Genomic DNA, 24,673 nt, shown 5'->3' with positions numbered 1-24,673 from the left:
TCCCCGCGACCGACTTTAAGGGGATCCACCTGGCGCGAAAAGCGTCACGGACGGCCCCCACGGGGCTCCCAGCACCTGCCCGAATTTTTCACGCGTCCGGCGAGACGAGGCCGATGCGGATCGCGTGGCGGACGAGGCCGGCGACGTGGTGCACGTCGAGTTTGGCCATGATCCGGCCGCGATGGCCCTCGACCGTCTTCACGCTGAGACTGAGCTGGCGCGCGATTTCCGGGCTCGAGCGGCCCTCGGCGACGAGCTGGAGGATCTCGCGTTCGCGGTTCGTGAGGGCGTCTCCCGGCTGCGGCTCGCGACCGCCGGGTCGCGCGTCGCGCCGCGAGTCGTGGAGGACGATCTTGGCGATCGACGGGCTGAAGAAGGCGTCGCCGTGCGAGACGGCCTGGATCGCGGCGACCAGGTCGGACAGGCCCGAGCCCTTGAGCAGGTAGCCGCTGGCGCCGGCGCGGATGGCCGGGCGGACGTACTCCTCACCCGAGTGCATCGACAGGATAAGCACCTGCGTGGCGGGGAAGTCCTTGCGGATCGCTCGCGTGGCATCGACGCCGTTCAGTTCGGGCATGCCGAGGTCCATGATCGCTACGTCCGGCTTGTGGGCGGCGACGGCCTCGACCGCGGCGCGTCCGTCGGCCACCTCGGCGACGACCTCGATGTCGTCGCGCACGTCGAGCAGCGCGCGCAGGCCCTCGCGGACGATCGTGTGGTCTTCGGCGAGGACGACCCGGATGGTCTTCTTGGTGCTCACGCGCGGACTGTATCACGCGACGACGACGGCCGAGTCGTCGCCATCGTCGCTCAGCGCCCGCCGCGGCAACTCGACGCGGATGGCAGTGCCGGCCCCGGGCGCGGTGTCGATGCGGAGGTTGCCGCCGAGCAGCTCGACGCGCTCACGCATGCCGACGAGGCCGCGGCCGCCGCGTCCCTCGCCGCGCTCGCCGGGGACAAACCCCCGACCGTTGTCGCGGACCTCCAGCACGATGTGCGCGGGCTCGACCTTCAGGACCACACGTAGCTCGCTGGCGCCGGCGTGGCGAGCGGCGTTCGTCAAGGCTTCCTGGGTCACCCGGTAACACACGCTCTCGAGCGCGGCGGACAGCCCGCTCTCGGGGACCTCGAGCTCCCGCGAGATCTCGAGGTCCTCGCGCTCGAAGTCGTCGCACAGCCGCTCGATCGCGGCGACCAGGCCGACGTCGTCGAGGATCGCCGGGCCCAGCATGCTGACTGCGCGGCGGATCTCCTCGAGCGTGGCGTCGACGATCGTCAGCGTGCGCGCGGCCATCTTCGCCACCTTGCTGTCGGGCTCGGCGAGCTGGACCATGAGCTGGAGGTTGATGCGGATCGCCGTGAGCGCCTGGCCGGCGGAGTCGTGCAGCTCGCGGGCGATGACGCGCCGCTCGGCCTCCTGGAGCAGCACGGCGCGGGCCGACAGCTCGCGCAGGCGGCCCTCTTTTTGTCGCAGCTGCTCGTAGGCCTGGCCGAGCTGGGAGGAGCGCTCGGCGACCTGCTGCTCGAGCGTCTGGTTGAAGCGGGCGAGGGCGGCCTGGCTCTGCTCGATGCGGCGCTCGGCGCGGGTGATGGCGCCGAGCGGGATGAAGTAGAGGAGGCCGGCGAGGCCGACGCCGAGCAGGCCGAACGGGCCCAGCAGCAGGAGGGCGGCGTAGCGGGCCTCGGCGAGGCTGACTGCGACCCACGCGTGGCCGACGACCTCTTCGTTGAGGACGATCGGCGCGGCCTCCCACGCGAGCGGTCCGGCGGCCGCCGCCGGGCCGGTGATCGACCCGGTGTCCAGCGGGATCCGCACGCCCGAGCGGTCGGCGATCTCGATGCGCGCCGCGCCGGTGTTGTCGGCGTAGGCGCGCAGGTGGGCGAGCAGCTTGCCGGCGTCGTAGCGCCACAGCACCGGCCGCTCCTGCACCTCGCGCGCGATCGCGTCGGCCGCCTGCACCGCCGTCGCCCGCGCCTGCGAGCGGAGGCCGCGGGCCTGCAGGGTGGCGTAGGCCAGCGGCGCGGAGGCCGACACCAGCACCAGCAGGAGCACCACCAGCGGCAGCATGCGCGCCGACAGGTAGCGACGCAGGCCGACCTTGCCCGAAAGAGCATGCCCTTCGGGCAATGTCTTTTCAGACATGCTCACCTCGACGCGAAGGGCGAGCCCTGGCCGGGAGGGCGGAGCGCGGGCCGGGGCGCCGCGCGCTTGGCATGTCCCCTGCGACATGCGGCGCTCCCGGCCGCCGAGCGCCGGCGAGAGCGGGGCCGGGGCGCTGCCGAGCGCATGTCGAACCGAACATGTCCCATGCGACACGTTTCGACCTCGGCCGCCTCGCGCCGGCGAGAGCGGGGCCGGGACCGCGCTGCCGAGCGCATGTCGAACCGGACATGTCCCATGCGACACGGTTCGACCTCGGCCACCTCGCGCCGGCGAGAGCAGGGCCGGGGCCGCGCTGCCGAGCGCATGTCGAACCGGACAGGTCCCATGCGACACGGTTCGACCTCGGCCACCTCACGCCCGCGAGGGAAGAGCCGGGATCGCGCTGCCGAGCGCATGTCGAACCGGACATGTCCCATGCGACACGGTTCGACCTCGGCCACCTCACGCCCGCGCGCGCGGCTCGAGCGTCGGGGCCCGTGCGACCGCGCGACCGTCGGCCTGTTCTGAACATGACCCGAAGGACATGCCCATTCGCACCTGCGCGAAAGTTCATTGGACCTCCGGCAGCGGGATGTAGCCGTGGGCCTTCATCAGCACGCGGCCCTCGTCGGAGTGGGCGAAGCGGATGAACTCGGCGGCGAGGCCGGTGGGGCTCTCGAGGGCGGCGAAGGCGAGGTCTTTTGAGAAGGGGTAGCGGCGCGACTGGACGCTGGCCTCGCTGGGGGCGTAGCCGTCGAGCTCGAGGGCGCGGAGGGGCAGGCGCTGGAGGCTGATGGCGCCGACGTCGAGGAGGCCGACGGCGCCGGGGGTGATCGCCAGGGCCTCCTGCATGGCGCGGTCGTGGAGGATGACGCGCCAGCGGTGCTCGCGGTAGGCGGCCTCGTCGGCGGCGGCGAAGGCGGGCAGGGCCTGGGCGACCGCGGCGTGGCCGGAGTCGCCGCGCTCGCGCTGCAGCACGGTGATCGGCGCGCCGTCGGACCAGCGGGTCTTGCGGCCGGCGAAGATGTCGGCCAGCTCGGCGGTGGAGATCGCGGTGTCGGGGACGGAGAGGTTGACCGCGACGACCACGGGCACGCGCGCGTAGGGGATGTCGTCGACCCCCAGGTGCATCTCGCGCTCGTTCAGCGGGCGGGAGATCAGGCCGAGGTCGACGACGTCGTCGTAGACCGCCATCACCCCGCCCGACGAGCCGATGCTCTCGAACACGACGATGTGCGCGTCGGGGTTCTTCGCCACGAAGGCGTCGGCCAGCGCGCGCGTCAGCGGGATGTTGCTGCCGGAGCCGGCCAGGTGCAGCACGCCGTGCGGCCGCGGGGTCGAGCGCTGGTAGAGCTGCGAGTTCTTCGGGACCTGTCCCTCGAGGAAGGGCGGCTCGCGCGAGCCGGCCAGCAGCGGGCCGACGAACACCGCGGCGAGGATCGCCACGCCGGCGACGCCGAGCAGCACCGCGGCCCACAGGGCGGCGAGCGACGCGGAGGCGCGCGGGTCGTCGGCGGTCTCGGCCATGGCGACGGTGTACTCCAATTAGAAGCCGACCTCGATCAGCACGTTGAGCCCGCGCCCGGGGCCGTTGATGCTCGAGCCGTGGTAGCGGTAGGCGGCGTTGGTGACGTTCTCGAGCACGAGGACGACGAGCGCGTGCGGCTGGAGGCGGTAGCCGGCGCGCAGGTCGAGGACCGCGAAGCCGGGGGTGCCGCCGAGCGGGATCCGCTGGTCGTTCTTGTCGGTCTCGGTGAGGCGCGTCTGCGGCCGGGCCCAGCGCAGGGCGGTGCTGGCGAACAGGCCGAGGCGGTGGCGCCAGTTGATCTCGACGGTGCCGTTGAGCGGGGGGATCCGCGACAGCGGCACGCGCACGGGATCGAGGCCCGCCACCGGGTTGGGGCCGTCGCCCCAGGTGTAGGCCGCGGTCGCGCGCATGCCGAAGCCCTTCGGCAGGAACAGCCGCACCGCGCCGTCGACCCCGCGGATGTGGCTGGTGCCGGCGATGTTGGCCAGGGTGACGTTGTAGATCGCCGCGCCGCAGATGTTGTCGTCCGGCGGGCACTGGTCGCGGTCGAAGCGGACCCGCGTGATCAGGCGATCGATCCACGACTGGAACGCGAACAGCTGCAGCTCGATGCGCGGGCGCTCGATCTTGAAACCTGTCTCCAAAGACAGGGCCCGCTCCGGCCGCAGGTTGGGGTTCTCGTACTGCTGACCGGCGCCGGTGGCCTGGCGGCTGGTGAGGTCGTCGAGGTTGGGCGCGCGGAAGCCCTGGTCGAGGTTGGTGATCCAGCGGACGCCGTCGAGGAGGCGCACCGCGACGCCGCCGCCGGCGACGCCGCCGCCCCAGGTCTGGTCGATCGGTCGCCGGCCGACCATCGGGTCGAGGTTGCCGGGCGCCTTGGCGACGACGAGCGAGCCGCGGCCGCCGGCGCGCAGCTCGACGCGGTCGAACAGCCGCAGCGTCGCCTCGGTCCACACGCCCGAGGTCAGGTAGCGGCTGCCGCTGGCGTACTGCGAGGTGGTCGGCGTGGTGATGCCGACGTCGAGGAAGGTGTTCCAGGCCTGGCTGCGCAGGGTGTCGAAGTAGGCGTCGAGGCCGTAGTTGACCTTGAGGTCGACTCCGCGGGCGAGCCGGAAATTCTTGGTGCCGATGTTGAGGCCGGTGCCGAGCGAGTAGACCTCGTCGCGGCCGATGATGCGGTACGTGGAGTCGGCGCCGCGGTCGAACCGGCGCCGCTCGTGCTGGTGCTGGTAGCTGACGGTCCAGCGCACCGTCTCGGCCGCGGCCGGGCCGTCCTGGACGTCGTACGCGCCGTAGACGAGGGTGCGGAACTGTTCGTCGTAGGTCAGGCACTCGCTCTGCGGCGCGGTGACCGGCGGGCAGCGATCGGTGCGTGGGGCGTCGAACTGGCGGTAGTCGTAGTAGCCGAGAGTGAGGCGGTGCTTGTCGTTCACCTGGTAGACGAGGCGCGCGTCGGCGGTAAACTCGCGGAAGCCGGTGCCGCGCTGGGTGACGCCGTCGGCGGCGAACAGCGGCGACTTGACGGGCTGACCTGTACTCGGGGACAGGAGCTTGCCGCCGGCGCGGAGGAGCCCGACGTCGCGGTAGCCGACGCCGCCGAACAGGCCGACCTTGCCCTTGTAGCCGACGTCGAGCTGGGCCCTCCCGCCGATCTCGCCGTCGGCGGTGCCGGTGCGCATCATCGCCTTCGAGTGGCCGTACCAGCCGCGCGGACCGCCGGCCTCCAGCGCCGGGTCGATCGGCGTCGCCAGCAGCGCGCCGCCCATGGCGTCCGAGCCGTAGCGCGTCGACGAGGCGCCGCGCAACACCTCGAGCTTCTGCAGGGTGCGCGAGTCGATGGTGAAGAAGTACTGGTTGGGCCCGTAGCGGAAGGTGCTGTTGTTGAGGCGGATGCCGTCGAACATCATCACCGTCTGCTGGCCGGTCAGGCCGCGCACGTACGGCGAGCCCTGGCCGTGCGCGGTCTGCTGCACGTACACGCCCGGCTCGAAGCGCAGCGCGTCCGGGGCCGAACGCGGCAGCCGCTCCTCGAGGTCGCGCCGGGTGACGACGCTGGCCGCCCGCGTGTCGTGGCTGCTGTCCGCCCGCGCGCCGCGGACCGTGGTCCGCCCGACGGTGCGCGCCTGCTCGGCGGCCTCTCGAGTCAGCTTGGTCGGCGCGGACGGAGTCGTCGCAGCCGGAGCGCTCGGGCCCTCGGGGACAGGTCCTTTCGGACTTGTCTCTTGGGGCATGCTCTTACGGACAGGCGCAGGCGCGGCCGCGGCCGAGCGCGCCAGCACCCCGACGGCGACGACGACCAGCCACGACGAACGGAGGGGAAAGACCACCGGGCCGCGGATTGTCGCGCCGAGGTCCGGCCAGGGCAAACCCCGGAATCGGAGCAGGTGGATCCACCTGGACGCCGATGCCGGAGCGCGCGAACGGGCTCATCGAGCCGCGAAATCGTGGACGCGTGCGCGGCGCCGGAGACGAATCCGCCGCGCCGGCGCACGAGAGCGGGGAGATCGCCGGGTGCAGGGCGCCGCCGATGCCGCTCGCTAAAATTTCAAGGACTCGGCTCGTCGCCGGGGAACGGCTTGCGCAGCTCGGCGAGCAACGCGGCCTCGGGGGTCCCGGGCGCGGGCTCCTCGGCGTAGCCCCACTGCACGTGCGGCGGCAGCGACATGAGGATCGACTCGGTGCGCCCGCCGGTCTTGAGGCCGAACACGGTGCCGCGGTCGTAGAGGAGGTTGAACTCGACGTAGCGGCCGCGGCGAAGCTCCTGCCAGCGGCGCTCGTCCGGGCCGTAGGTACTCGGCAAGCGCCGGCGCGCGATCGGCAGCCAGGCGTCGAGGAAGCGCATGCCGCCGTCGCGGATGAAATTCAAGAGCGCTTCGTCGTGGCCCGGTCGCGTCGCGTCGACGAACAGGTGATCGAAGAAGATCCCGCCGACGCCGCGCGACTCGCCGCGGTGTTTTAAATAGAAGTAGCGATCGCACCAGTCGGAGAAGCGCGGGTAGTCGCCGATGCCGGGGTGCGCGTCGCAGAAGTGGCGCCAGACGTCGTGGAAGTGGGCCTTGTCCTCGGGGAAGTAGTAGTAAGGGGTGAGGTCGGCGCCGCCGCCGAACCATCGCCGGTCGCCCTGCTCGATGTAGCGGAAGTTGGCGTGCACCGTCGGCACGAACGGGTTCTTCGGGTGCAGCACCAGCGAGACGCCGGCCGCGAAGAAGTTGGCGCCGGTGCCGGCGAGCTGGCTGGCGAACTGCGGGTTCAACTCGCCGAACACCGCCGAGGTGTTGACGCCGCCCTTCTCGATCACGTCGCCGCGGAGGACCCGCGTCAGGCCGCCGCCGCCGCCGGACCGCTCCCAGGCGTCGCTGGCGAACTCACCGCTGCCGCCGTGCTCGCGCTCCAGCGCCTCGACGGCGGCGCAGATCGTCGACTGCACGGCGATGACGGCGTCGTGCGCGCGGCGCTGAAACTCGGTCTGATAGCTGGACCCCACGGCGCGAGTGTATGCCGCGCAGCCGCACACGCGCGCGCGCACGTTCTGCGGTAGGCTCACGCCCGTGGCGCCGTCCGACCTCGCCGCCGAGATCCCGCTGTCGACCGAACGCCTCCGCCTGGCAGTGACCGGCCTCGGCGGGATCGCGGGCGCGCTGGTGCTGCCGATGCTGTCGTCGTGGCTCGGGTTGCTCATGCAACTGCTCGAGGGCGACCGCGGCGGCCTCGGCCCGCGCCCGCGCCTGTCGGGCCTGTCCGCGCTCAAGGCGCTGGCGCTCACGGTGCTGCTGGCGTTCATCGCCGTGAATTGGCAGAAGGCCGCCGGCGAGCTGCGACAGATGCAGGCCGAGGCGCCGATCCTCGGCTCCACGCTCGCGGGCTTCGGCGTCGGCCTGGTGTTCTGGGCGATCTACGCGCTGGGGATCTCGTCGCTGCGCGCCGACTTCGAGCGCGCGCGCCTCAGTCGCCGGATCGGCGGCCTGCTGCGCTGAGGCGCGCCTCCGTCCGCCCCCCACGTGGGCGAGAGTTTGCCAAACTGCCAGGCGTGAACGCGCCGCAGCCCCCGGCCCGCGACGATGCAGCCACGCTGATCGCGCGCACGCTCGCCGACGCGGCCACCCTCGCGGCCGGCGGGCCCCCGCCCGGCGTCCGCGAGCCGCCGAGCCGGATCGGGCGCTTCACGATCCTCCGCGAGCTCGGCTCGGGCGGGATGGGGGTGGTCTACGCCGCCTACGACGAGCAGCTCGACCGCAAGCTGGCGATCAAGCTGCTGCACGGCGAGGCCGACCACGAGACCACTCAAGGCCACGCGCGCCTGCTCCGCGAGGCCCAGGCGCTGGCCCGGCTGTCGCACCCGCACGTGGTCGCGGTGTACGAGGTCGGTAGCTTCTTGGACCATGTCTTTTTGGCCATGGAGTACGTCCAGGGCGAGAGCGTGCGCGCGTGGCTCGAGGCGACGCCGCGGCCGTGGCGCGAGGTGCTGCGGGTGTTCACGCAGGCCGGTCGCGGGCTGGCGGCCGCCCACGCGGCGGGGCTGGTGCACCGCGACTTCAAGCCCGACAACGCGATGGTCGGCGACGACGGCCGCGTGCGCGTGCTCGACTTCGGCCTGGCCCGCGCGCCGGAGCCGGACGCGCCGACGACGGTCGCGGAGCAACACACGACGGGCTCGTCGCGCAACACCCTGGGCTCACAGCTGACTGTGGCCGGCGCGGTGGTCGGGACGCCGGCGTACATCGCCCCGGAGCTGTACATGCGCCTGCCGGCCGACGCGCGCTCCGACCAGTTCGCGTTCTGCGTCGCGCTGTGGGAGGGGCTCTACGGCCAGCGCCCGTTCCAGGGCGACACCCTGCAAGCGCTGGCGCTGGCGATCTGCGAGGGCCGGACGACCCCGCCGCCGCCGGGCCGCCGCGCGCCCGCGTGGCTGCACGCGGCGCTGGTCCGCGGCCTCGACCCCGAGCCGGCGCGCCGGTTCCCGAGCATGGACGCGCTGCTGGCGGCGACCGGCCGCGACCCCGAGCGCGCCCGCGTCCGCATGCTCGGCGCCGCGGTGCTGCTGTGCGTGGCGGCGCTGATCGGCCTCGGCGTCCGCAACCTCGTCGTCGGTCGCGCCGAGCTGTGCACCGACGGAGCGGCGAGAATAACAAGTACGTGGGGACAGGAACAAAAGGACAGGCTCTCTGCGGCCATCACCGCGACCGGCCTGCCGTACGCCCGCGACGTCGGCGCGCGCGTGAACCTCCGGCTCGACGCCTACGCCGCCGCGTGGGCAGCGGCCCACCGCGACGCGTGCGAGGACACCGCGGTGCGCAAGGAGCAGTCGCCGGAGCTGCTCGAGCTGCGCATGGCCTGCCTCGAGGGCCGCCGCCACGCGCTGGCCGAGACGGTCGCGCTGCTGGGCGAGGCCGAGGCGCCGACGCTCGAGCGCGCGGTCGAGGCGGTCGAGGCCCTGCCGGCGCTCGAGCCGTGCAGCAACACCAGCTACGTGCGCGCCGAGCACCCGCTGCCGGCGACCGCGGCCGAGGCCATCGCGGAGGCGGCGGCGCGCAAGCGCTTCGAGCGGATCGAGGCGCTGATCCTCGCCGACCGCGGGCGCGAGGCGGAGCTCGAGCTGCAGCAAGTCGAGCCGGAGGCGCTGCCGCAGCACCTCATGCCGGAGCTCGCGCTGGTGCGCGCGCGCGTCGACCTCAACAACGCTCGCCTCGCGGTCGGCCGCGATGGCCTGGAGCTGGCCTACCTGGCGGCCCGCCGCGCCGGCGACGACGCGACCGCCCGTCGCGCAGTGCTCGCCCTGCTGAAGCGCCTCGACAGCGACCTGCGCCTGCGACCCGTGTGGGATCTGTGGTCGCGGCTGGCGGAGGTCGAAGTGGCCCGCTCGGGCTCGCTGCGCGAGCGGCTGTCGCTGCAGCTGATGCGCGCCGAATACCTGCGCATCGCGACGACCGAGTTCTCGCGCGCGTACGAGCTCCTGGTCCCGGCGCTCGCGGAGTGCGAGGCCGATCTCGAGTGCCGCAACTCGACCATGAGCCCCTTTTTGATGGCCGAACTCGGCCGCATCTACACCGAGCTCGGCGACGGCGAGGCGTCGCTGGAGATCCAGCGCCGCGCCCTGGCCCGCTGGACGGAGATGTTCGGGCCGCGTCACCCCGTCGTCGCCAGGGCGCTCGACGACATCGGCGGCGCGCTCGAGCTGCTCGGCCGCTACGAGGAGGCGGCCCGCACCGGAGAAGAGGCGCTGGCGCTGCGACTGGCGGCGTTCGGGCGCGACAGCGTGGGCGTGGCGCAGTCGTACAACAACCTCGGGAGCGTGCTGATGCAGCTCGACCAGGTGCCGCGCGCAGCAGGGTACCTGCGCGAGACGGCGCGGATCGAGGAGAAGCTGCTGGGACCCGAGTCGCCGGAGCTGGCGCTGACGCTGACGAACCTCGGCAGCGCGATGCACCTGCTCGGCAACCACGAGGAGGCGCTGCGGCTGCTGCGGCGCTGCGAGCAGATCCAGCGCACCACTCTGGTGCCCTACCACGCGGAGACGATGTACACGCAGGCGCTGCTGGCCGGGGTGCAGCACAGCCTCGGCGACTACGCGGCGTCCGAGCGCCACTACCTCGCGGCCTTGAAGGTGATCGAGCTGCGCCACGCTCCCGACCACCTCGGCGCAGCGATGGTGCAGCAGAATTACGCGGTGCTGCTGCGCCGGCTCGGCCGCGTCCCGGAGGCGCTGGCCCTGGTGTCGCGCGTGCGCGAGCGGCTGTCCGCGAGCCTCGGCGAGTCGCACATCTACCTGTCCGACCTCGACACGACGATCGCCGGGCTCGAGACCAACCTCGGCGAGTTCGCGGCGGCGGAGCGACACGCGCGCCAGGCGATCGCGCTGCAGGACGCGTCGCTGAGCCCGGACGACCCGCGCCGGTTCGAGGCCCTGCTGGCCCTGGCGTACGCGCTCCGCGAGCGCAAACCGGCCGAGGCGGTGGCGCTGGCGGAACGGGCGCTGCCGCTGGTGCCGGACGCCCGGCCCAGCCCTGAGCTCGTGGCCGAGCTGCACGAGACGCTGGCGATCGCGCTGGTCCGTAGCGGCGGCGACCGCAGCCGCGCCCGCGAGGCCGCCTGCCTCTCCGACCGGCTCAGCAGAAGCGCCGGCGACACGTCACCCGCCAGCCGCCAGCCGCTGCAGGCGCTGAAGCTGCTGACGCCGCCGTGCCCGTGAGCGGATGTACCGAAGCTGTCTCTTCAGACATGCGTGTGGCAGGACGACGGGCCGATCCCGACCATGGTGCTTAGAACATGTCGCATAAGACATGTTCTATAAACCACCTACCCCTGTTGGGGTCCAGGGCTGACGATCATGGGCATGTCTCCAAGGACATGTCCTGACGCGCTAGCCGGGAAGGAGACGTGACGGCCGACACGGCCTCTCGCTCACGGCCGCAAGAAGCCGACCACCACCAGCGCGAGGCTCCACAGCACGCACTGCAGGTGGCCGGCGCCGGCGACGAGGAGGATGAAGCGGCGGCACTCGTCGCGCTGCTCGGCGTCGGCGCTGCCGAGCAAGGGGACGCTGCGGGCCACCAGGACCAGGGCCGGCGCGGCCAGCAGGGCCACGCCCGCGGCGCCGAGGCCGGGCACGACCAGGCCGCCCATCAGCGCCGCCATCACCAGCAGCTCGAGGCTGTGGCGGCGCGCCGCCCACTGGCCGCGGCGGACCGCGTAGCTGCGCTTGCCCGAGCTCCTGTCCGAAGGGACATCCGGCAGTGAGGTGAGAAAATTGCCGACCACGCCGAGCAGGAACAGCGGCGCGAGCGCGAGCCACGGGAACGCCGCGAGCGAGCCGGCCTGCACGTAGAAGCCGAACAGCGGCAGCAACACCCCGGTGCCCAGGCCTTGCACGATCTCCCCGCCGCCGCGGTACGACAGGCGCAGCGGCGGGAAGTTGTAGATCCACACCAGCAGCGCCGCGCCGGCCACGAACGCGGGGGCCCACGGACGACCTGCCCCGAGAGCCAGCCAGAGCGACAGCGCGGCCAGCCCGATCAGCGCCAGCCAGGCCGCGTCGCGCAGCTCGCCCGGGCGCAGCCGACCCTCCGGCAGCACGCGCGAGCCGCCGGAGAACTCGTTGTAGGTGGTGTTGGCGGCGTCGGTGTCGCGGTCGGCGTAGTCGTTGCTGAACACGATCACCAGCAGCAGCAGCGCGACGAACATCTGCGACGCGTACAGCGTCGGCAGCCTGAACGCGCCGGTGTGGGCGAACGCCAGCGCCTGGCCGAGCCACAGCGGGACGACGAGGTTGACCTGGGCCAGCGGCCGGGACGCTTGCAGCCACGCGGCGGGGTCGAACATGCGCCGCTACGGTACCACCGCTACTCGAAGACGAGCACGTGCAGGGCCCACTCGGCGCCCGGGCCCTGCTGGACCCGCTCGTCGCGCACCGCCACCGCCGGCGAGGCGCCCTGGCGGATCCGCGCCCGCACCGCGGCGAAGAACGGGCCGGCCTCGCGGTCCTGCACGGGCGCCGGCGAGGCGATCACGACCCGCGCGCCGGCCTCGAGGAACGCGACCGGCAGGCTCCACGCCTCGTGCAGGTACGGCGCGACCTGCCCGGCGTGGCAGGCCCCGAGGATCACGATCGGCCGCGCCTGCAGCGAGGCGCCGCGGAGCTGCCCGGCCGTCAGCGCGTGGCGGCCGTCGGCGTCGGGCGTCAGCGCCAGGAACGACGCGTCCGACACCGCGAGGTCGACCAGGCCGTGGACGTGGAACTCGATCTCCCCCGCGTCGGGCAGCGCCTGCAGCACCCGCGACGGGGTCGCCTCGGCGCCGGTCAGCACCCGCGTCGCGGCGTCCTTCTCACCTGTCCACGGGGACAGGCGCGGCAGATTGAGCGCGGCCGGCGCGGCCGCGTCGGCGACCACCACATGAATGTCCGATGGGACATGTTTTTTAGAACCTGTCTGCAAGGACCTGTGACCGACGTGGTACGACCAGGCGATCTCGGGCGGCAACAGGCCGGGGCGGCCGGCCAGGGGCGGCCGGGCGAACACCGCGACCTCGGGGCAGGTGCGCAGCGCCGCGATCGCGTCGGCCGGCACCAGCGCCTCGTCGGCGCCGACCGGGGCGGTGCGGGTGACGAGGCGGCCGATCGCGGCGCCCGACGCATCGATCGCCACGCTGTAGCCGCGCTCGTGATCGACGGCGAGGCCGAGGGCGCAGCTGCGCGGCGCGGCGGCGCCGACCTCCTCGGCGAGCAGGTCGAGAGCGGCGGCGTGATCGCCCTGCGCGGCGGCGTCGAACACCAGAGAGGCGTAGCTGAACGACACCGCCTTGAGCGCGTGCGGGTCGCTGCGCGGCAGCTCGCGGCCGGCGGCGATCGCCCGGCGTAGGAGCGAGCGGGCGCCCTCGGGCTGGACGGCGAGCCGCGCGCGACCCTCGATGTGATCGGCGAGCGCCGCCTCGCCGCCGCGCAGGCCGCCGGCTCGCAGCGCCTGCAGCCCGGCGAGCACGACGTCGAGGTCGCGCAGGTCGCCGCTCATCCGCGCCAGGTCGGCCTGCACGAACAGGCGGGTGAGCGACGGCGGCTGCTCGCAGTCGGCCGCGGCCTGCAGCTCGCGCCGCGCCCCGGCGACGTCGAGCGCGACGATCGCCAGCCCCGCGAGCACGTCGTGCGCGTGGCGCTCGGCCCGGCAGCGAGCCGCGGGCGCGCCCGGCAGGCGCAGCAAGGTCTCGCCGGTGATCGCCCGCGCCAGGCCGAAGCCGCCGCGCAGGCGGGCCACCTCGGCGCGCAGCTGCAAGGAGGTCGTCTCGGCGCCCCAGTGCACGTCCTGCGTCACCCGCCGCGCCCCGGCTGCGAGCGGCGCCGCGGCCTCGGTCAGGCGGTGCATCAGCGCCAGCAGCTCCGCGTGGGCCAGCTCGAGCCGCGCGCAGCGATAGCCGAGCCCCGGCCCGCACAGCGCTCGCCCCGCCTCCAGGGTCGCCTCGGCGGCCGCGTAGTCGCCGGCGTCGACCTGCGCGCCCGCCCGCTCCTGGGCGACGAGCATGCGCAGCCACGGGTCACCTGTACTTTCGGCCAGCTCGATGAAGACGTCGAGGTCGGCGCGCACCAGCCCGGCGTGGATCATCGCGCCGAGGGCGATGTCGACCTGCCTGGCGGCGCGCGCCCGGGCGGCCAGCTCGGCCCCGTCGCCGCCGCGGCCGAGCGCGAGCCCGGCGAACTCCTCGGCGAGCGGGCCGCGGCGGGCGAAGTTTTCCTTGGATGTCTTTTGAAGCATGTCCTGTAGGACATGTCCTCCGGCGACGCGGTCGAGCCGCTCGGCCAGCGGCGCCAGCGACTCGAGCCGCGCCCGCGACGGGGCCGCGCGCACCGCGTCGTAGAAGTAGAGGCGCACCAGCGACGGCGCCCCCGCGATCGCCTCCTCGGAGATCGGCTCGCCGCGCTCGATCAGCGCCGCGCCGGCCCGCTGCACGTCGACGAACAGCTGCTCGCGCGCGCCCGGCTCGTACCGCAGCATCACTGCCTGGCGCACCGCCTCCGCGCCCCACGCCGGGGTGTCGACCTCCGCGAGCGCGTCGAGCTCGTCCGCGGCCAGGCGCAGGAGGCCCAGCTCGCGCAGCGCCAGCGCCCGGTTCCAGCGCGCCTGCAGGTGCTCCGGCGCGCCCGCCAGCGCCGCGTCGGCGAGCGCGAGCGCCTCCTCCGCCCGACCCTCCATCAGCGCCAGCGCAGCGAGGTCGCTGTTGCGATCCGGCGAGGGCCCGAGCCGCAGCAGCACCGCCCGGGCCTGGGCCAGCTCGCCGCGCAGCGCGTGCGCGGCCGCCAGCCCGCGCAGCTCACCGGCCTGCTCGAGCCGCGACAGCTCGCTCAGCGGGATCGGCTCGCCCGTCACCGGGCCGCCGGCGCGCAGCACCGCGTACTCGCGGTGGACGTCGGCCGGACCGAAGCTGAGCCGCGCCTCGACGCCGCGGGTCGGCGCCAGAGTCAGCGCCGGAGCGCCTGTCTCTTGCGACATGCCCTCGGAGACATGCCCGAGCTCGGGCTCATCGCCCGGCCCACGCAGGTACAGCGCGATCGCGGCCGCCGCGGCGAGCAGCGGCGCCGCGGCCCACCACGCCCGCCGCCTGCGCGAGGCCAGCGAGATCGGCGGAGCCGCCGGCGCCGCCTCGGGCCCGGTCGCCGCTTGCAGCTGCATCGACACGTGGAGCGCCTGCTGACAGGTCGCGCAGTCGACGAGGTGCGCCTCGAACGTCGCCCGCGCGTCGCCCTCGAGCTCGCCGTCGAAGTAGCGGTCGATGTCGTCGCAGCGGCGGGTCATGGGTGGCTCTCGTCGGCGGCGCGGGCCGGCATCAGCAGGTCACGGAGCTTGCGGCGGGCCCGCGCGAGGCGAGTGCCGACGGTGGCCTTGGGGATCCCCAGGCGCGCGGCGATCTCTTGATACGGCACGCCCTCGAGGCTGTGAAGCTGGTACACGCGGCGAAAGTCGGGCTCCAGGCGCTCGACCGCGGCGACGACGTCGTCGCGGGTCAGCGCCGCCCAGGCCGGCTCGGTCGCGGGCTCCGGCGCCGGCAACGCGACCTCGTCGAGCGAGGCGTGCGTCGGCCCGCGGACGCGCGCGCGGCAGCGGTCGAGGAAGAGGTGGTGCAGCATCGTGCACAGCCACGCGCGCAGGTTGGTCCCGGGCTGGTACTGCGCGCGCCGCTGCAGCGCTCGCTCGAAGGTGTCCTGCAACAGGTCGCCGGCGTCGGCGGGGTTGCGACACAGCCGCGAGGCGAGGTCCCGCAGCGCTTGCTCGTGCTCACGCAGGCTGCGGTGGAAGTCCGCCGCGGCGTCGATCGGCGGATCGATGACTGGCGGCGGGCCCATGGATGGCGACGGCGGACGATGCCACGCGCGAGATCGACGGTCAACCGCGGGCGAGCTTGCCGTGCATCAGGAGGCCCGCCTGCGCGGCGATGTTGCCGGTGTCGAGGATCCTGCGCACGAGATCGTCGGGGAATCCGGGCGGGCCGGGCGGCACGGGCGGACGCAAAATGATCACCGCGCCGCTGCCCGCGAGGCCCATGAAGTTCTGCGGCGCGCCCTCCTGGTACTTGCCGTCGCCGGGCAAGCCCTGGCCGATCGTGCCGAAGTGCTTGACGAGGTCGCCGTCGCGGATCGCCGCGACCCGCTGCTCCTTGAGGTCGACGAGGAAGGCCAGGAACCGCTGCGAGTCCTGCGAGTTGTCGGTGACGACGACCACCGCGCTCTCGAGCTGCGGCCAGTTCGGTCCGCCCTGCCAGTGCTCGAACTTCTCCAGCTGCAACACCTCGGGCAGCTTGAGCGACTCGGCGGAGTAGTTGCCCGCACGGAACGAGAACTTCGGCGCCTGCGTGACCCTGGGCAGCTTGCTCGTGTCGATCTGCTCGGGCGGCGGCGGGACCTTCGGGTTCAGCGGTCCGACCTCGGTCGACGGCGACTCGGGCTTCATCGGCCCTGGCACCGGCGACGGCACCTTGGGGCTCACCGGCACGATCGGCGAGACGAAGGCCGACCACCAGGCGGCGAGGATCACGAGTGACACGTTCATTGCTCCGCTCCTCCTCCTGCGCGACCAGGCGCGCTCGGCCGCCCGCGCGGCGGCCCACTCTACCAACCACGGGTTCGTTCACGGGCCTCGGGCCGCCCGCGCGCGGCCTGGCGGGCGACCCATCGACGGCGAGGCTCTCGCCCCCCGACAACGCCGCGCGGTCGCTATCTTCCCGGCGCCCGAACAATTTTCTCGCGACCTTCGCTGCGCGCCCGCGCGCCGGGTCGGCAGATGACGGGGCTGCCCGGCTCGGCGAGCGTGAGCGGCGTCATCTGTCGAGTCGACGACAATGGGATGTTTTTTAGGACATGTCTTTTTGGACATCACACTGCGAAGCTGCGCGAGGGCGCACCTCGGCGCGGGTGGAAGCGGCGGTTTGCTTGCTTCAGACTGATCGCCTCCCCACGGAGCCCGTTCATGTCCTCACGTCATCTCGTCGATCCGCAGCTGCTGCCCCTGGTCAGCGCGTTGCCCACGTTCGAGCTGAGCCCGCAGGCGCTCACGCAGATCCGCGCGCTCATGCCTCCTCCGAGTCCGGCGTCCTCGGACGTCCTCGCCTCCGACCGGACGATCCCCGGGCCCGAGGGGGCGCCCGAGGTGCGCGTGGTCGTCTACGAGCCGCGGCGGCGGCAAGGCCTCGCGCCCGCGTACGTGCACATGCACGGCGGCGGCTACGTGATGGGTTCGCCGCACCTCGCCGCCGCGCGCAATCAGGCGCTGGCGTCGGCGCTCGGCTGCGTCGTGGTCTCCGTCGACTACCGCCTCGCGCCCGAGACGCCCTTCCCCGGGCCGGTCGAGGACTGCTACGCGGCGCTGAAGTGGTTGTTCGAGCAGGCCGAGGAGCTGGGCGTCGATCGCGGGCGGATCGCCATCGGGGGCGAGAGCGCCGGCGGCGGGCTGGCGGCCGCTCTCGGGCTCCTGGCGCGCGACCGCGGCGAGGTGCCGGTGGTGTTCCAGCTGCTCGTGTATCCGATGCTCGACGACCGCACCGCAGTCGCCGAGCCGGACCCGCACGTCGGCGAGTTCTTCTGGACGCCGGAGAACAACCGCTTCGCCTGGACGGCCCTGCTCGGCGGCCAGCCGGGCGCCGAGGACGTCTCGCCCTACGCGGCGGCGGCCCGCGCGAGCGACCTCTCGGGCTCGCCGCCGACCTACATCGCCGTCGGCGCGCTCGACCTGTTCCTCGCCGAGGACGTCGCGTACGCGCAGCGGCTGCTGCGGGCGGGCGTGCCGACCGAGCTGCACGTGTACCCGGGCGCCTTCCACGGGTTCGACATGGTCGCGCACGCCGAGGTGGCGCAGCGGTTCGAACGCGAGCTGCGCGACGCCCTGCGCCGCGGGCTGCGACCGCGCTGATTCACGGCGGGTTCACACGGTCGAGCCACGCTCGACCTCGTGGGCGCGTCTGCCGGCAGCCGGGAGCCGCACGTCGACACGTTCGGCGCCGACGACCTGGAGGCCCCGGCCGCGGCCTCCGGCTCCATCGAAGGACATGTCCCGAAGACCAGGTATCGGCCGCGCTCAGGCGGGCTGCTCGTCGGGCGTGAGCAGGCGTGAGAGGCGGCTGCCGACGAGGCCGTCACGCATCTCGGCGAGCAGCTTCTGTACGGCGGGGTCGCGCTGGGCGCGGGCGTAGTAGGCGGCGACCCGCGGGTGCTCCGCCAGCAGGTCGCCGCGGCCGTAGTAGCGGGCGAGCCGGTTCTGGAAGGTGAGGAAGGGGACCAGCGCGCAGTCGGCGGTGGTGATCGAGTCGCTGACGGCGAACGGGGCGTCGATCATGAAGTGCGCCAGGTGCCGCATGCCCTCGTGGATCTTGGCGAGCGCGGCGTCGAGAGCGGCGTCGTCGCGCGACGGCGCAAACAGCTGGCCGAACAGGCCGCCCCAGCCCGGGGCCATCACGTAGTGCTCGAAGATCCGCGCGAGCAGCCGGCCGCGGGCGATGTCCTGCGGGCGCGACGGTCGCAGGCCGGCCTGCGGGAAGGTGTCGGCGAGGTACTCGACGATCGTGTCGGACTCGGGCAGCACGTCGCCGTCGTCGAGGATCAGGGCCGGGACCTTGCCGATCGGGTTGATCGCCAGGTAGTCCGGCGACTTCTGGCCGTCGGGCAACCACATGGCGGCCGGGGCGATCTCGACCGGCAGCGACTTGGCGTGAATGGCGAGCCGCACGCGGGCAGCGAAGGGCGAGAGGGCGGAATTGAGGAGCTTCATGGCGGCGCGACGGTAGCCCCGCGCCGCCGAGGATCGCAAGCGAGCATCCGTGAATGCGCCCGCTGACGAGGCCTTCGCGGCCGTGGATGCGCTCGCTGGCGCGGAGATCAAGTGGTTGCGGACCACTGCGGTCGGCGGGGGCGGCGTACCGAGCCGTCGTCGATCGAGTGCGGCGGAAGATCGTCGAGGTCCGGCGAGTGCTGCGGACTCCGTGCACTCACGACGCAGCGACCTGCAGTCAGTGGGCCGCCTCGCGCTCGGGCAGCAGGAAGCGGTAGCCGACGCCGCGGAGCGTCTCGATGTACTGGCCGGCGGCGCCGAGCTTCTTGCGCAGGCGCTGCACGTGGGTGTCGACGGTGCGGGTGGTGACGTCGACCTGCACGCCCCACACGTCGTTGAGCAGGGTGTCGCGGGTCTGCACGCGGCCGCGGCGGGCCAGCAGCGTCGCCAGCAGGCGGAACTCGAGCGCCGTCAGGGTCACGCGGCTGTTCTGGACCCACACCTGGTGGCCGTCGTGGTCGACGCGCAGCAGCTCGTAGTGCTGCTCCTCGGTCGTGTGGTCGTCGGCCGTGCGGCGGCGGAGGATCGCCTTCACGCGCAGCAACAGCTCGCGCACGCTGAACGGCTTGGTCACGTAGTCGTCGGCCCCGAGCTCGAAGCCGACCACCCGATCGATCTCCTCGCTGCGCGCGGTGATCATGATGACCGGCGTGCCGCGTGTCCTTTCGGTCATCCGGATGTTGCGGCAGACCTCGGTGCCGGCCATGTCGGGCAGCATCCAGTCGAGCAGGACGAGGTCCGGCGGCGGGCTCTGGCCCATGAGCGACAGCGCGGAGGTGCCGTTCTGGGCGGTGAGGGCGCAGAAGCCCTCGCGCTCGAGGCTGAAGCGCAGCGAGTCGAGCAGGTCGCGCTCATCGTCGACGATGAGGATCGTGGCGGGCATGATTTGTTCCTAACAGGTGCGCTACGGGCCGGCCCCACAGGCTCGCGACAACGTGGTGACTCAGTCGTGATCGCGGAAGCCGAGGAGCTTGAAGGTCTGCGTGGATTCGTGCTCGACGAGCGAGGCGAGGATCTGCAGCTCGCGCTCGGTGCCGTCCGCGCCGCGGACGACGAGGTGCGGGCGCTCGTGGAACACCACGCCGGCCCGGCGGACGGTCCGGCGTGGTTCGAAGCGGATGAACTCGAGGTCGGAGCGGCCGTGATGCGTGAGCGCGCGCTGGAGGTCGTCGGCGCTCTGACGGACGTGCATGTCCCACAAGAGCTCACGGCCCATCGCCTCGGCGGCCGGGTGGTTGGCGACCGCGGGGAACAGGCGGCCGGTGTACTCGGCCTGGTCGATCGCCAGGGCGGTGAGGGCGGCGGCGTCGCCGTCGTTGAGGCCGGCGACGACCGCCTCGCCGAGCGCCTCGAGGCTCGGCAGGCCACCGGCCAGCGGCTCGTCGCCGACGTGCGGCTCGGCGGGCGCGGCCGGCTTCGCGTCGCCGGCCGACGGCGCGTCACATGCCCCGAAGGACAGGCAGAGCGCGAGCGTGGCGGCGGCGCGGAGCACGGCGGGTCCTGACTAGTTGGCGGCGTAGGAGGTCCAGCCGAGGGTCCAGTCGCCGGCGGCGTTGGCCACGGCGCCGATGTAGTCGGCGGCGTCGAAGCCGGCGGGGGCCGCACCGGCGCCGCGGACCGGCGAGCCGTCGGCCGGGGCGAAGTTCGGCGCGGTGAAGTCGAGGCTGCCGAGCTGCGGATCGGCGTCGATGAGGTTCTTGTTGGCGGGGTCCTCGATGAGGCCCTTGAGGTCGAAGGTCGAGCCCTCGCCGACGACGTACGGGGTCGCGCCGTCGTCGACCGCCGAGTTGCCGAAGAACAGGTCGTTCATGAACTTGATCCCGCCGGCCGCGGCGACGGCCTCGGTCGCGCCCTCGGTGAGCTCGACCGCGGGCCCGTGGAAGCCGTAGAAGATCGCGTTGTAGAACTCGGCCGAGACGCCCTCCTTGAGGCGGACGCCGGCGCTCTGGGTCTCGATGTCGCCGCCCGCGGCGGTGCCGATGGCGGTGACGTTGACGAACTTCGGCGCGGTGCGCGGCTCGGCGTCGAGGTTGTCGGCCTGGTTCGACAGCTCGAACGCGTAGTTGCCGGCGGCCGGGTCCTGGATGAGCGCGACGTGCTGCAGCGAGCCGGTGTAGCCCTGGTCGCAGTCGACCGAGTCGTCCTGGGCGCCGGTGACGACGATGTGCTTGCCGCTCCAGGTGCCGCCGAACATCTCGATGCCGTCGTCCTTGCCCATGTGGACCTGCAGGTAGTCCACGGTGGTGCCGGAGCCGCACGAGTAGAAGGTGACGCCGTTGAGCTCGTTGTCCTTGGTCAGCTCGAAGCCGACGTACTCGACGCGGACCCACTTGAGCGAGCCGCACGAGTAGGCGTCGTCGCCGCCGCCGTACGCGTAGTCGGGGTTGCCGGCGTCGAGGCCCTCGGCGATGCCGGAGCCGGTCTGCAGGTTGTTCTTGGCGTCGCCGAGGAGGACGATGCCGCCCCAGTCGCCGCGCGCCCGGCTGCCCTCGGCCAGCGCCGACGTGAAGACGATCGGCTGCTCCTTGGTGCCCTCGGCGATCAGCTGCGAGCCCTTGGCGACGACCAGCGCCGAGCCGTTGAGGCCCTTGATCGTGACGCCCGGCATGACCGTGAGCTTGGCGTTGTTCTTGACGGTGACGATGTCCTTCAGCGTGTGGCTGCAGGTCCACGTCGTGTCGGACTCGATCGTGCCCTCGATCTCGCTGTCGCACTCCTCCTCGCCGGAGGCCGTGTCGCTGTCGGCGGTGTCGGCGGTGTCGGAGGTCTGCATGCCATCGTCGCCACAGCCCTGGGCGAACACCAGCGGCAGCGCCAAGGCGGCCGCGAACATCGGGAGAGTCTTCTTGGTCGTCATCACGGGAGAGCCTTCGTCGGAGAGGTCGGAGAGGTCGCGGCGGTATCCTTAAAAGAAGCCCGTGACGCCGCTCCCACGGGTCGGTGACGCCAACGCGACATTATCGCGCCCTTTCACCGTCACATGCTGTAGCTGAGGCCGAGGATGAAGGAGACGCCCTTGCGGGTCTGATAGAACACGCTGTCGAGCGGACCCTGCACGTAGGTCTGGCGCCAGTTGAGCATGTTCAGCGCCATGAAGCTGATGTTCAGGCCCTTGTAGACCCGCTGCGACATGGCGAAGTCGAGGGTGTGAATCGGCTTCTCGTAGACGTCGGGCAGGCGGTTGGCGCCGACGAACACGATCCGGCGGCCGAAGGTGTTGTAGAGCAGGCGCAGGTTGGTGCCCGACTTGTCGTTGTCGTAGGCGAAGTAGGCGTTGACCACGAACGGCGACTGGCCCTCGAGCGGACGGTTGGTCGAGGTGAGGGCGTTGAGCGGGTCGCCGGGCACGGGCGCGGGGATCTCGACGCGCGAGTGGACGTAGGCGAAGTTGGCCCCGATCGAGAAGTCGCGGGCGTCGCGGTGGATGAAGCTCAGGTTCTTGCGCAGCTCGAGCTCGACACCGACGTTCTGCGCCAGGGTCGCGTTGCGGTAGGTCTGCACGCGCGGGAAGGTGGCGATGACCCGCTCGATCGGGCTGTCGAAGTACTTGTAGAAGACGCTGGCGGCGATGACCTCGTTGGCGCTCGGGAACCACTCCCAGCGCAGGTCGGCGTTCCAGATCTTGGTGCTCTTGAGGTCGGGGTTGCCCTGCACGCCGAAGCCGCCGGCGAAGTCGACGAACAGGAACTTCGACAGCTCGCGCATCTCCGGGCGGGCGACCGTCTCGGCGCCGGCGAGGCGGATGTTCATGTCGCTGCGCGGCGAGAAGATCAGGCTGCCCGACGGCAGCACCTGGCGGTCGCGCAGGGTGGCGCGGTAGGCCGGGTCGGCGTTGGGGCTGTACGGGCTGTACGGCGAGACGTCGATGTTGCTGGCCTCGAAGCGGGCGCCGCCGACGAGCCGGAACCACCGCGTGAACGGCAGGTCGAGCATGGCGTAGCCGGCGTAGATCTGCTGCGAGCCCTTGTAGCCGTCCTGGCCGCCGGGGCGGGTGATCTCGTTGATCACGAACGGCTCGGTGCCGCCCTGGTTCATCGGCACGCCGCCGCCGATGGTGTCCTTGGTGAAGAGGTTGCCGGAGCCCGAGGGCAGCGCGCCGGTCCAGCCGCGCGGCTCGAGGTCGATGGTGCGGGCGTCGAACTGCCGCTGCCGCGCCTCGACCCACCCGCCGGCCTTGACGCGGGCGTCGAGGCCGCGCCACTGCTTGAACGGCATCGTCAGGTTGAGCGCGCCGGTGCCGGTGTTGTCGACCAGCTTGAAGAACTGGAACTTGCCGGCCTCGTTCGGCGCGACCTGGTAGTCGCCGCCGATGTTGTTGAAGAACATCTCGCGCAGCAGCGGGTCGTCCTGGCGCGCCTGGGCGTAGCTGCCGAACCAGTCGAGCGTCAGGCCCTTGGCGCCGGCGAAGGTGTGGCGGCCGCCCAGGCGGGTGAACACCACCGAGCGCATGATGTAGCGCAGGCGGGTGTTGAGGCTGGTGGTGTTCTCGGTCGCGCTGGTGTTACGCGCGTTGCCGGTGAGCGCGCGCGACTCGTTGTCGGCGTCGCGGGTGTAGACGGCGGTGAGCTCGAGCCGGTGGTCCTTGTTGAAGTTCCACTTGATGAGCGCGAGCGCCGAGCCCTGGACGTTCTGCGTGGTCTTGACGCCCTCCCAGCGGACCGTCGGCTGGTCGGTGTCGAGGGTGTAGCCGCTGTTCTGGTCGCCGGTGACGCTGTAGATCCGGTGGGTCTCGCGCAGCGTCTGGTGGACGTTCGAGTACTGCAGCGCGGTGAGGAAGCCGAGCCGCGTGCCCCACGGCTTGAAGGTGTTGCCGAGCTGCAGGCCGGCGCCGAAGTTCGGCATCGCCGTCTTGCTGCCGATCGTGGTGTGCGTCGACGGCAGGCCCTCGCCGAAGCGCTCGAGCTGCTCCGGCGAGTAGACCGGCTTGCCGCCCTCGAGCTCGGTCGGACGGATCGGCCGCGCCGTGTCGAAGTTGCTCGGCAGGTCGCGCCCGAGGTTGCCGAAGGTCGCGTTGTCGCCGGCGAAGTGGTTGCCGGTGTTGGCCTCGCGGAAGGTCGTCGCAGTGTTGGCGCCGACGCGCGCGTCGACCGAGAAGTACAGCTTGTCCGGGGTCTCGCGCGTCTCGAGCTGGACCGAGGCGCCGGCGAAGTCGGCCGGGACGTCGGGCGTGGCCGTCTTCTGCACGTTGATCGCCGACAGCGCGCCCGAGGGGATGATGTCGAGCGGGACGGTGCGCAGGTTGGGGTCGGGGCTCGGCAGGCGCGCGCCGTCGAGGAGGGTGTTGCCGTAGCGGTGGCCGAGGCCGCGGACGAAGATGAAGCGGTCGCCGACGACGGTGGTGCCGACGATGCGCCGCGCCACCGCCGAGGCCGAGCCGCCGCCCGACTTGCGGATGTCGTCGCGGCTCATGACGTCGCGCGCGCTGGCGGCCTTCTTGCGCTCGACCAGCTTGCCGGCCGCGCTCTCCTTGTTGATCTCGGCCTTGACCACGACCGTCTGGGTCATGCCGGCGATCGGCTTGAGCTCGCGGTTGATCGACTGCGACTGGTCCTTGGCGACGGCGACGCCGGAGATCGTCATGCCCTCGTAGGCGTCGTAGGAGATCCGCACCTGGTAGGTACCTGGCGGGACGGGCAGCTCGTACTCGCCGTTGATGTCGGTCTTGGTCTTGTAGTCGGTGCCGACCACGGCGACGCCGACGCCGATGAGCGGCGAGCCGCTGGTCGCGTCGAGGACGCGGCCCTTGATCGTGCCGGCGTCGCCCGCGACCTTGACCTGCTTCTTCGGCGCCATCTCCTTCTTGAGCGCCTCGGCGTCGTTCGTCAGGTCCTCGACGCAGAAGCCGTCGTCCTCGGCGCAGCCGCCCTCCTCTTCCTCGGCGGGCGGCGCCTTGGCGGGCTGCTCCGCCGGCTGCTCGGCGGGCTGCTCCGCCGGCTGCTCGACGGGCTGCTCGGCGGGTTGCTCCGCCGGTTGCTCGGCGTCCGCGGGCGGCTGCTGGCCCGGGGCCGGTTGCTCGATCACCGTGCCATCCTTGTCGAAGCCGGTCGGGCCCTCGTAATCACGGGGACCCTCGGCACGGACAGTACGCGCACAGACTCCAGCACCGACCGCTGCCAGTAACGTCAGCAGGGCCGGGCTCTTGCAGGTTCGCAAGAACATGGCGATCCAGATCTCGATTGTTGATGCGGCTCGGACAGCCGCGCG

The 24,673-nt window shown here is 72.4% G+C and carries 17 protein-coding genes; 3 read left to right on the top strand and 14 right to left on the bottom strand.

Annotated features, from left to right (window positions below; translation table 11 throughout):
* Positions 1–88 precede the first annotated feature (88 nt).
* The 5 genes from O0S08_RS48410 to hemF all read right to left on the bottom strand — a co-directional run bounded on the left by O0S08_RS48410 (position 89) and on the right by hemF (position 7,155).
* Complete coding sequence (locus tag O0S08_RS48410; protein ID WP_224197279.1) at positions 89–760, bottom strand: response regulator; 672 nt, start codon at positions 758–760, stop codon at positions 89–91.
* A gap of 12 nt (positions 761–772) precedes the next feature.
* Positions 773–2,143 carry a sensor histidine kinase gene (locus O0S08_RS48405; RefSeq protein ID WP_269036352.1) on the bottom strand — a complete coding sequence of 457 codons (1,371 nt, stop codon included), beginning with the start codon at positions 2,141–2,143 and terminating at the stop codon, positions 773–775.
* A 570-nt stretch (positions 2,144–2,713) separates the two neighbouring features.
* Complete coding sequence (locus tag O0S08_RS48400; RefSeq protein ID WP_269036351.1) at positions 2,714–3,670, bottom strand: PstS family phosphate ABC transporter substrate-binding protein; 957 nt, start codon at positions 3,668–3,670, stop codon at positions 2,714–2,716.
* 18 nt (positions 3,671–3,688) lie between these two features.
* Positions 3,689–5,998: a TonB-dependent receptor gene (locus O0S08_RS48395; protein WP_269036350.1), complete on the bottom strand. Its 2,310-nt coding sequence runs from the start codon at positions 5,996–5,998 to the stop codon at positions 3,689–3,691.
* Positions 5,999–6,216: 218 nt separating this feature from the next.
* Positions 6,217–7,155: an oxygen-dependent coproporphyrinogen oxidase gene (hemF, locus tag O0S08_RS48390; RefSeq protein WP_269036349.1), complete on the bottom strand. Its 939-nt coding sequence runs from the start codon at positions 7,153–7,155 to the stop codon at positions 6,217–6,219.
* Positions 7,156–7,219: 64 nt separating this feature from the next.
* Between hemF and O0S08_RS48385 the strand changes: the two genes are divergently transcribed.
* Both O0S08_RS48385 and O0S08_RS48380 read left to right on the top strand, forming a co-directional pair.
* On the top strand, positions 7,220–7,645 hold the full coding sequence (locus tag O0S08_RS48385) for a hypothetical protein (protein ID WP_269036348.1): 426 nt from the start codon (positions 7,220–7,222) through the stop codon (positions 7,643–7,645).
* Positions 7,646–7,698: 53 nt separating this feature from the next.
* A complete protein-coding gene (locus O0S08_RS48380; protein WP_269036347.1) occupies positions 7,699–10,857 on the top strand; it encodes a serine/threonine-protein kinase in 3,159 nt (1,052 codons plus the stop codon).
* Between the two features lie 212 nt (positions 10,858–11,069).
* Here O0S08_RS48380 and O0S08_RS48375 read toward each other — a convergent pair whose 3' ends face one another.
* From O0S08_RS48375 to O0S08_RS48360, 4 genes are read right to left on the bottom strand one after another with little or no spacing between them, the layout of a single operon-like run.
* Positions 11,070–11,987 carry a prenyltransferase gene (locus O0S08_RS48375; protein WP_269036346.1) on the bottom strand — a complete coding sequence of 306 codons (918 nt, stop codon included), beginning with the start codon at positions 11,985–11,987 and terminating at the stop codon, positions 11,070–11,072.
* Between the two features lie 20 nt (positions 11,988–12,007).
* The gene (locus O0S08_RS48370; RefSeq protein WP_269036345.1) at positions 12,008–14,947 is read right to left on the bottom strand and encodes a CHAT domain-containing protein; all 2,940 of its coding nucleotides are present in this window, start codon (positions 14,945–14,947) and stop codon (positions 12,008–12,010) included.
* On the bottom strand, positions 14,944–15,495 hold the full coding sequence (locus O0S08_RS48365) for an RNA polymerase sigma factor (protein WP_269036344.1): 552 nt from the start codon (positions 15,493–15,495) through the stop codon (positions 14,944–14,946). Before O0S08_RS48365 ends, O0S08_RS48370 begins: the two co-directional genes overlap by 4 nt.
* 40 nt (positions 15,496–15,535) lie before the next feature.
* Positions 15,536–16,198, bottom strand: coding sequence for a hypothetical protein (locus tag O0S08_RS48360; RefSeq protein ID WP_269036343.1), 663 nt, complete (start codon positions 16,196–16,198; stop codon positions 15,536–15,538).
* 417 nt (positions 16,199–16,615) lie between these two features.
* Here O0S08_RS48360 and O0S08_RS48355 point away from each other — a divergent pair, with 417 nt between their 5' ends.
* Positions 16,616–17,554 carry an alpha/beta hydrolase gene (locus O0S08_RS48355; RefSeq protein ID WP_269036342.1) on the top strand — a complete coding sequence of 313 codons (939 nt, stop codon included), beginning with the start codon at positions 16,616–16,618 and terminating at the stop codon, positions 17,552–17,554.
* A gap of 165 nt (positions 17,555–17,719) precedes the next feature.
* On the opposite strand, the gene O0S08_RS48350 is transcribed toward O0S08_RS48355, so the two are convergent.
* The 5 genes from O0S08_RS48350 to O0S08_RS48330 all read right to left on the bottom strand — a co-directional run bounded on the left by O0S08_RS48350 (position 17,720) and on the right by O0S08_RS48330 (position 24,628).
* On the bottom strand, positions 17,720–18,409 hold the full coding sequence (locus O0S08_RS48350; RefSeq protein ID WP_269036341.1) for a glutathione S-transferase family protein: 690 nt from the start codon (positions 18,407–18,409) through the stop codon (positions 17,720–17,722).
* Between the two features lie 238 nt (positions 18,410–18,647).
* Positions 18,648–19,352 (bottom strand): response regulator, encoded by a 705-nt coding sequence (locus O0S08_RS48345; RefSeq protein ID WP_269036340.1) that lies wholly within the window; start codon positions 19,350–19,352, stop codon positions 18,648–18,650.
* A gap of 60 nt (positions 19,353–19,412) precedes the next feature.
* The gene (locus tag O0S08_RS48340; protein ID WP_269036339.1) at positions 19,413–19,961 is read right to left on the bottom strand and encodes a hypothetical protein; all 549 of its coding nucleotides are present in this window, start codon (positions 19,959–19,961) and stop codon (positions 19,413–19,415) included.
* A gap of 12 nt (positions 19,962–19,973) precedes the next feature.
* On the bottom strand, positions 19,974–21,326 hold the full coding sequence (locus tag O0S08_RS48335) for a beta-helix domain-containing protein (RefSeq protein ID WP_269036338.1): 1,353 nt from the start codon (positions 21,324–21,326) through the stop codon (positions 19,974–19,976).
* A 119-nt stretch (positions 21,327–21,445) separates the two neighbouring features.
* The gene (locus tag O0S08_RS48330; RefSeq protein ID WP_269036337.1) at positions 21,446–24,628 is read right to left on the bottom strand and encodes a TonB-dependent receptor domain-containing protein; all 3,183 of its coding nucleotides are present in this window, start codon (positions 24,626–24,628) and stop codon (positions 21,446–21,448) included.
* Between the last annotated feature and the right edge of the window lie 45 nt (positions 24,629–24,673).

The sequence above is a fragment of the Nannocystis punicea genome (genome assembly GCF_026965555.1).
In the GTDB taxonomy this organism is placed as follows: domain Bacteria; phylum Myxococcota_A; class Polyangia; order Nannocystales; family Nannocystaceae; genus Nannocystis; species Nannocystis punicea.
Note: the sequence above shows the minus strand (reverse complement) of the source record. Positions and strands in the feature narration are given on the sequence as shown.